General features: G+C 49.6%; 6 protein-coding genes and 1 pseudogene. All 7 read left to right on the forward strand.

Annotation, left to right across the window (positions count from 1 at the left end):
- The first annotated feature begins 317 nt into the window (after positions 1 to 317).
- The 7 genes and pseudogenes from RWM61_RS19705 (at position 318) to RWM61_RS19735 (ending at position 6,842) form a co-directional block, all read left to right on the forward strand.
- Complete coding sequence (locus RWM61_RS19705) at positions 318 to 1,127, forward strand: methyltransferase domain-containing protein (protein ID WP_314004041.1); 810 nt, start codon at positions 318 to 320, stop codon at positions 1,125 to 1,127.
- A gap of 20 nt (positions 1,128 to 1,147) precedes the next feature.
- A complete protein-coding gene (locus RWM61_RS19710; RefSeq protein ID WP_314004056.1) occupies positions 1,148 to 1,393 on the forward strand; it encodes a GNAT family N-acetyltransferase in 246 nt (81 codons plus the stop codon).
- Positions 1,394 to 1,634: 241 nt separating this feature from the next.
- Positions 1,635 to 1,922, forward strand: coding sequence for a nucleotidyltransferase family protein (locus tag RWM61_RS19715; protein ID WP_314004044.1), 288 nt, complete (start codon positions 1,635 to 1,637; stop codon positions 1,920 to 1,922).
- On the forward strand, positions 1,919 to 2,266 hold the full coding sequence (locus RWM61_RS19720; RefSeq protein WP_314004046.1) for a DUF86 domain-containing protein: 348 nt from the start codon (positions 1,919 to 1,921) through the stop codon (positions 2,264 to 2,266). Before RWM61_RS19715 ends, RWM61_RS19720 begins: the two co-directional genes overlap by 4 nt.
- A gap of 273 nt (positions 2,267 to 2,539) precedes the next feature.
- Positions 2,540 to 2,967 (forward strand): annotated as a pseudogene (locus tag RWM61_RS19725) (DinB family protein).
- Between the two features lie 567 nt (positions 2,968 to 3,534).
- Positions 3,535 to 4,545 (forward strand): 2-oxoacid:acceptor oxidoreductase family protein, encoded by a 1,011-nt coding sequence (locus tag RWM61_RS19730; protein WP_314004050.1) that lies wholly within the window; start codon positions 3,535 to 3,537, stop codon positions 4,543 to 4,545.
- Positions 4,545 to 6,842 (forward strand): thiamine pyrophosphate-dependent enzyme, encoded by a 2,298-nt coding sequence (locus RWM61_RS19735; RefSeq protein WP_314004053.1) that lies wholly within the window; start codon positions 4,545 to 4,547, stop codon positions 6,840 to 6,842. Before RWM61_RS19730 ends, RWM61_RS19735 begins: the two co-directional genes overlap by 1 nt.
- Positions 6,843 to 7,129: the final 287 nt, after the last annotated feature.

A 7,129-nucleotide genomic window follows, 5' to 3' on the forward strand; every position in this document is an offset into this window, starting at 1 on the left:
TTTGTCGAGCATGCATTATTGTTTTTGAGGCAAAAAGGCACACAGTGGTAAAGTCACCGTCGTAGCTGATAAATGACTGGCGGGCTGGAGAGCAAGGCGGCGCACACTCGCGGCGAAAATGTTGCCCGTGGGTTTGAAGGCTGTGCGCTCCAGCCCTAAAGCGGAAATGCGCGTGATTTATCTGAACGATATATAGGTTTTATCTATAAAGATCATATGATACATATATTGTGCCAATATAAGATTTAGCGCTATCATTAATATAATCAAGTAATGGAAAATTTAGAGGCTGAATCAGTTATAGGAGGAGATAACCAATGGACACAACTACTGCCCGGAACCGGGCGGAATTATCCGGAAAGCTGACAAACGTTTTAGATTCAAGGTCGTTAACAAAGTCTCATAAAAGACTGGCTGAAATGCTTACGGAAGGTACGACGGTGCTTGACGTCGGCTGCGGCACCGGAGCAATCACGCGTGGGATAGCAGAAGCAGTTGGTCCAAACGGTCGTGTTGTTGGTATAGATAATAATCCGAACCTGATCGAAAAAGCCCGTCAAGCTCATGGCGATACGCCGGGATTGACGTTTGAGACAGGTGATATCTATAATCTTGCCTATGAAGAGGAATTTGACATGGTTACCTCCGCTCGTGTTCTAATCTGGCTCTCTGATCCGTTAAAAGCATTGAAAATGATGAAAACGGCCGCGAAAATCGGTGGGCGTATTGTAATTGCCGATTATAATCATGAGAAAATATTGTGGGAACCACAACCGCCCGCAAGTATGCTTTCTTTCTATTCTGCGTATTTGAAATGGCGTTCCGATGCAGGTAGGAACAATGCGATTGCCGATCACCTGCCCGATTTGTTTCAAAAAACGGGAATCGAGGGAATCACGGTTACCCCCCAACATGAGATAACCAAGCGGGCAGATTCCGATTTTCTAACCCGCATTGGAATATGGGCGGATACTGCTTCAAGCAGAGGGGCTCAAATGGAAAGAGACGGGTATCTCACCGAAAAAGAATATGTCGAAGCGGAAAAAGAATATCGGGAATGGATAATGCAGGACGCCCAATCTTTAACGATGTATATGTTGGCGGTTGAAGGTGTGAGACTGTTGTAGAACCGTTGTAACCTCGCCAGATTGGATATGCAAGGATCGTAACGGACGGAGCGGCTGTGTATTATCTATGCGATGTATTTGTTTTGGAAGAATATCGGGGACAGGGCGTCGGAAAGAAATTGGTTGAAGTTATTGTAGAGGCAGAACAATACGAATATATGACGGGAATCCTGGGCACGAAGGACGCGCATGAACTATACGTTCAGTATGGATTCGAGAAAGATGCAGAGAGATTGATGAGAAGGCCTCCCCAGGGAAGAAAATGATAATTTATCATCTGGCCGAGATACAGGATATCATTTAGGCCAGATTATAGATCTGGCGCAGCGGATTTCCAAAACCAAGTTTCAATTTGTGCAGAATGGCATTAACGAAAAAAGCTTAAAAGAATTGCTAACCGAAGAGTAATGCGGAGGGTGGAGCATTTTATGAGCTTTGAACTCACCAGCTTCACACTTTTTAGGATATAATAATTCCTATAAGGAACACCCGATTGGAGTGAGTTCAGTGATAAAGGACGAAATAGAAGCCATTTTGAAAGCTCATAAACAAGAGCTGGCTACCCGTTTTTTTGTTGAGAAGATTGGGTTGTTTGGTTCCTATGCAAGGAATGAACAGAACGAGGAAAGCGACATTGATATCCTGGTTGAATTTTCTCGCCCAGTAGGCTTTGAATTTTTGGATCTTAAAGACTATTTGGAAACCATTTTTAAAACGCCTGTAGATCTAGTAACTGTCAATGCTCTAAAACCGTTCATAAGGAATGAAATATTGGGTGAGGTACAATTTCAATGAATAGATCGAATTTGTATTTGAATGACATCCTTGAGGCAATTAATAAAATTGAACGTTACACGGAAGGAGTCGATTACGATTCTTTTTCAAGTAATGAAATGTTACTGGATGCAGTTATCCGGAACTTAGAAGTCATTGGAGAAGCGGCCAAAGGAGTAGAAGAGCATATTAAGGAGCATTTCTCGGAAATTCCATGGCGAAAGATGATAGCACTCAGGAATATTTTGATTCATCAATATTTTGGTATTGATAAATCGATTGTGTGGGAGGTCATCAGAACTAATCTTGCAGAAGTTAAACCAGAGCTTTTGAGAGCAATTCAAGAAGTTGGAGAGACTCCCTAACACTACACTCACGATTTGGGGCTTTTATGCTTGGTCCGCAGGAAAGTCATGTGAAACTAGTACACAGTTTCTTAAAATTCGTTCCCTATAGAAATGGCTTGAAAAAACATCCGCGACGGACTCCCTCTTTTTGTGTAAGAGAACAAGAGGAAGAAGAAACGGCGAGTGAAGATGATGAACCAAATACGATTAACAACAAAACAGCGCAAACAAATCAAACCAATGCGTATCGAATCCTGTTAAATTACAAGTATCTGTCTGGAGGATGAGATTATGGATGATTTACGCTACCCCATTGGACAATTCGAACCCCTACTGAATCCAACTCCAGAGCAACGCAACAGATGGATTGAGGATATTGCAGAAATGCCAAAAATCCTTCGACTGACTGTGCAAGATCTAACTTTGGAGCAATTACTTACACCCTATCGACCTGGTGGTTGGACTGTCCAACAGGTAGTCCACCATATGGCTGATAACGACATGAATGCCTTGAACCTTCGTTGGTTCTCTTGGAATCACTTCACAGTCGATTTGCTGCTTTACTCCGTTCATTACACCCGTCAGACTTTCAAAGGACATTCAGGAGTCCTACGCACGGAGTAATGAGTCTTGATGTTGCGACACAAAGATATGCTTGGCACGGTCGACATCATATCGCACAAGTCGCATCACTTAAAGAACGTTTGACGTGGTATTAGGCTGTTTTCATTTGATCGAAATCAACCATGCAGAGCCATTTATAAATTGCAAACAGGAGGCTGTACATATACATATGTCAGAACCGATCATTATTGTCCCTTATGATACAGCTCACGTAATTTGTCGGTGAAAAAATCACCGCCAATGGCGTGAGCGTTTTAACGACAATCATGCCCGATGCAGCAAAACGACAGGTTACCCTGCCGTCCCTCGCTTTCGTTCCATATCTGCACGCGACCCATGTGTACATTCTACAACCTCGGCGTCTATTCCTTCCGCCTCTAACAGCGTCTGGCCGCAAAGGCAAGACGATTATGGGCGGAGGGATGACGCGGCTGAAAGCGTACCTGCATGTGCGCCGATCTTTATCGGACTATTTATTGGTCACCGTTAATGGCGCTCCGCTGAAGACCGCACAGACTTGAATTTCTGCTAAACAATCGTTCAGCAAGCCCTATTCATTAGTCATTCATCCCGACATAGCGTGATCGTCATCACAACCTTAACCGGTTTACTGTGATAAGGTTAACGTCGACAAAACTATGCAGGAGATGAGGGAAGCCACAATGTCCATGCTGCCGCATAAAAATGAACTTGGCTTGTATGAGATTCGATTGGAATCGATCGGCGGGCTTGGCGCCAACCTTGCGGGCAAAATGTTGGCGGAAGTGGGTGTCATCGGTCACGGGATGAACGGCTCGAATTTTTCGTCGTATGGTTCAGAAAAAAAAGGATCGCCGGTAAAGAGCTTTATTCGATATTGCGAATCCGACGTTGAAATTCGCGACCACAGCCCAATCGAACAGCCGCATGTCATCGGCGTGTTCCACGAGACGTTGTACAAATCGGTCGATGTCGTAAATGGATTGCGTCCGGGAGGCATTGTACTCGTCAACTCCGCGCGCGATTTCGCGCAGGTAGCCCAAGACTTGAACTTGCGCACGGGAACGCTGGCCATCGTCGACGCGCTCGGCATTTCCGTGGAAGAGAAAACTCGAGTGAACACCGCGATGCTTGGGGCGTTGTTTCGGATCTGCGACTTTCTCGATCCGGAGTCGATGCGGACGGTCATCCGCAGAACGTTCGAGAAAAAGGTTCCACACCTGGTGGAGCCCAATTTGCGTACGTTCGATCGTGGATACGAGGAAGTCCGGTTTGAACACCTCGGATCTGACAGTGAGCCAATATCGGTATTCCGCCGTGCCGAACCGCTGCTCGGCTATCTGACGCAGGAGGCCGGTGGACTGCTGTCGGCAACCGCCAATAGCGTTCTGAAAGATTTAAGCGGCTCGAGACAGGGGTATTTGCCGGAATTTAAAGTGGATCAATGCATTCATTGTGCCGCCTGCGATACGGTATGTCCGGATTTTTGTTTCGTATGGGAGAAACGGCCGGACAAGAAGGGCAACCCGCAAATGTTTCTGACAGGCATCGATTATCAATACTGCAAAGGCTGCCTGAAATGCGTCGAAGCGTGTCCGACGGATGCGCTGGGCGACCTGCGGGAAGAGCACGGGTACGCGGAGCTTCACCGTAAGCCGCAGCATTTTGCATATGTGTCGGGAGGGCGAGTCTGATGTCGATTCAAGAAGAACAGCTTTTATCTCCGGGACTGCACGCCGAACAATTGACCGTATTTGAATCCGGCAACGAAATGGCGGCGATGGCGGCTGCCCAGATCAATTATCATATCATGGGATATTTTCCGATTACGCCGTCGACCGAGATCGCGCAGTATCTGGACATGATGAAGGTGCGGGGGCTGCATGACATCCAGCTTATTCCGGCGGACGGGGAACATGGTTCCGCAGGTATCTGCTACGGCGCGGCGGCGGCCGGGGCCCGCGTGTTCAACGCCACGAGCGCGAACGGCTTCTTGTATATGATCGAACAGCTTCCCGTGCAGGCGGGTACGCGGTTCCCAATGGTTATGAACCTCGTGACCCGCGCGGTGAGCGGACCGCTCGACATTCGTGGCGATCATTCGGATTTATACTACGGACTCAACACCGGGTGGGTCATCCTGACGGCGCGTACGCCGCAGGCCGTTTACGATATGAATATCCTGGCGCTGCGCATCGCCGAGCATGCCGACGTAAGACTTCCCGTGATCGTAGCTTACGACGGATTTTTTACTTCGCACCAAAAGCGCAGGGTCCAGCATTTTGCCGACCGGGCAACGGTGCAGCGTTTTGTCGGTGAGCGGCCGCCAGCTGCTCCGCATGTTCTCGATCCCGCCAAGCCGGTCGTGATCGGCGCTTATATGAACGGCGACGATTTGATCAACAACCATTTCCAGCAGTCTGAAGCGATGCGGCGCGCAGGTGAAGTTTTCCTTGAAGTGGCGGATGAGTATGCTCAGCTGTCGGGACGTTCGTACGGCGCGCTTGATTTGTACCGGATGGAAGATGCCGAAGTGGCACTGTTCCTGCTGAACTCAGCCGCGGAATCGGCCAAGGATGTTGTGGACGCTCTCCGCGAACAAGGCATCAAAGCGGGCATCATCAGCCCGAATTTTATTCGTCCTTTCCCGGCGGAAGCGATCCGGAACGCCCTGCGCGGCGTGAAATCGCTGCTCATCGGCGAACGGGCGGACTCGTACGGCGCGGGCGGGGCGAATTTGACCCACGAGGTCAAATCGGCGCTGCAGGACGACAAGAACAACCATACGATCGTGCTGTCGCGCGTATTCGGTGTCGGCGGGAAGGATTTCTATGCCTCCGACGCGGAAGCGTTTTTCGGGTTAGCCATCGAAGCGATGGAACGCGGGTATGCGGAAACGCCTTTCGATTACTACGGACATCTCCCCGGGGACGCCGGGAACAAGCTTGCTCCGGTCATCGAGCCGATGCACGGCAGCGCGTTCAAATCCGGACTCATCCAAGTGACCGTGAACGAAGAAACCGGAAAGCTGAAGGTGAGGATCCCGCCGTTGCGCGCGCTGACGGATAAGCCGAAAAGGATCGCGTCGGGACACGGCGCTTGTCCGGGCTGCGGCATTTTCCCAGGGCTCGAGCTCTTCTTCAAGGGGATCGAAGGGGATGTCGTGACCCTGTTCCATACCGGCTGCGCTTATATTACGACCACCGGTTACCCTTACAACTCCCATAAGCAAAGTTTCATCCATAACCTGTTCCAGAACGGTCCGGCGACGCTGTCCGGGACGGTGGAGGCGTTCTTCGAACGGAAGCGCCGCGGGGAGATCGAGGTACCGGACGATTTCACCTTTGTCATGGTTACGGGCGACGGCGGCATGGATATCGGCATGGGTTCGGCGGTCGGCACGGCACTTCGCAATCATAAGATGATTATTCTGGAATACGACAACGAAGGCTATATGAACACCGGGGCGCAGCTGTCCTATTCGACGCCGATCGGCCACATGACAAGCACTTCCGGCGTCGGCAAAAAGCAGCAGGGCAAATCGTTCCATCACAAGGACACCCCGCAAATTATGGCGGCGACAAACATCCCGTACGTGTTCACGGGAACGGAGGCTTTTCCGCAGGATCTCGTCATGAAGGCGGCGAAAGCGCAGTGGTATGCGCTGAATGAAGGCATGGTTTACGGAAAGCTGCTTATTACTTGCCCGTTAAACTGGAAATCGGAAGACCGCGACGGCGAGAAAATCGTCAAGGCCGCCGTCGACTCGTGTTTCTTCCCGTTGTACGAAGTGGAGCGCGGCAACACGACAATCACCTACAATCCAGATGCCAAAGGCAAACGGGCTCCGCTCTCGGAATGGCTTCGGTATATGGGCAAGACAAAGCATTTGCTTAAGGAAGAGAACCGCAGCCTGCTTGAACAATTCGAGCGGGAAGTGGAACGGCGGTGGGAGAAGCTGCAAGCAAGACACGACAGTCCGTTTCTGTGATATAGTAGAGTGAATGGAGAAGGGACCGGGCTATTTGCAGCCGGTCCTTTCTCATACACGGATTGCAAAAATTAGAGATAACACGTACGACGCCATTGTTAACGAGTATAGTGCGCCCATTTCCCGAGTGGCAGGCGATGATACAGACGGGGCTTGGAGAACAGCCATAGACTGAGATTACACGGCAGTCATTATGGAAAGAGGGATAGTTATGGCTTTCAAGCATGGCCCAAAGAAACTTTCATGATTTCTCGCTCGCAAACCTAGCATGAAAATAGCGGGAGTTT

Origin of the sequence: uncultured Paenibacillus sp., from assembly GCF_963515335.1 — a bacterium.
In the GTDB taxonomy this organism is placed as follows: Bacteria; Bacillota; Bacilli; order Paenibacillales; family Paenibacillaceae; genus Paenibacillus_I.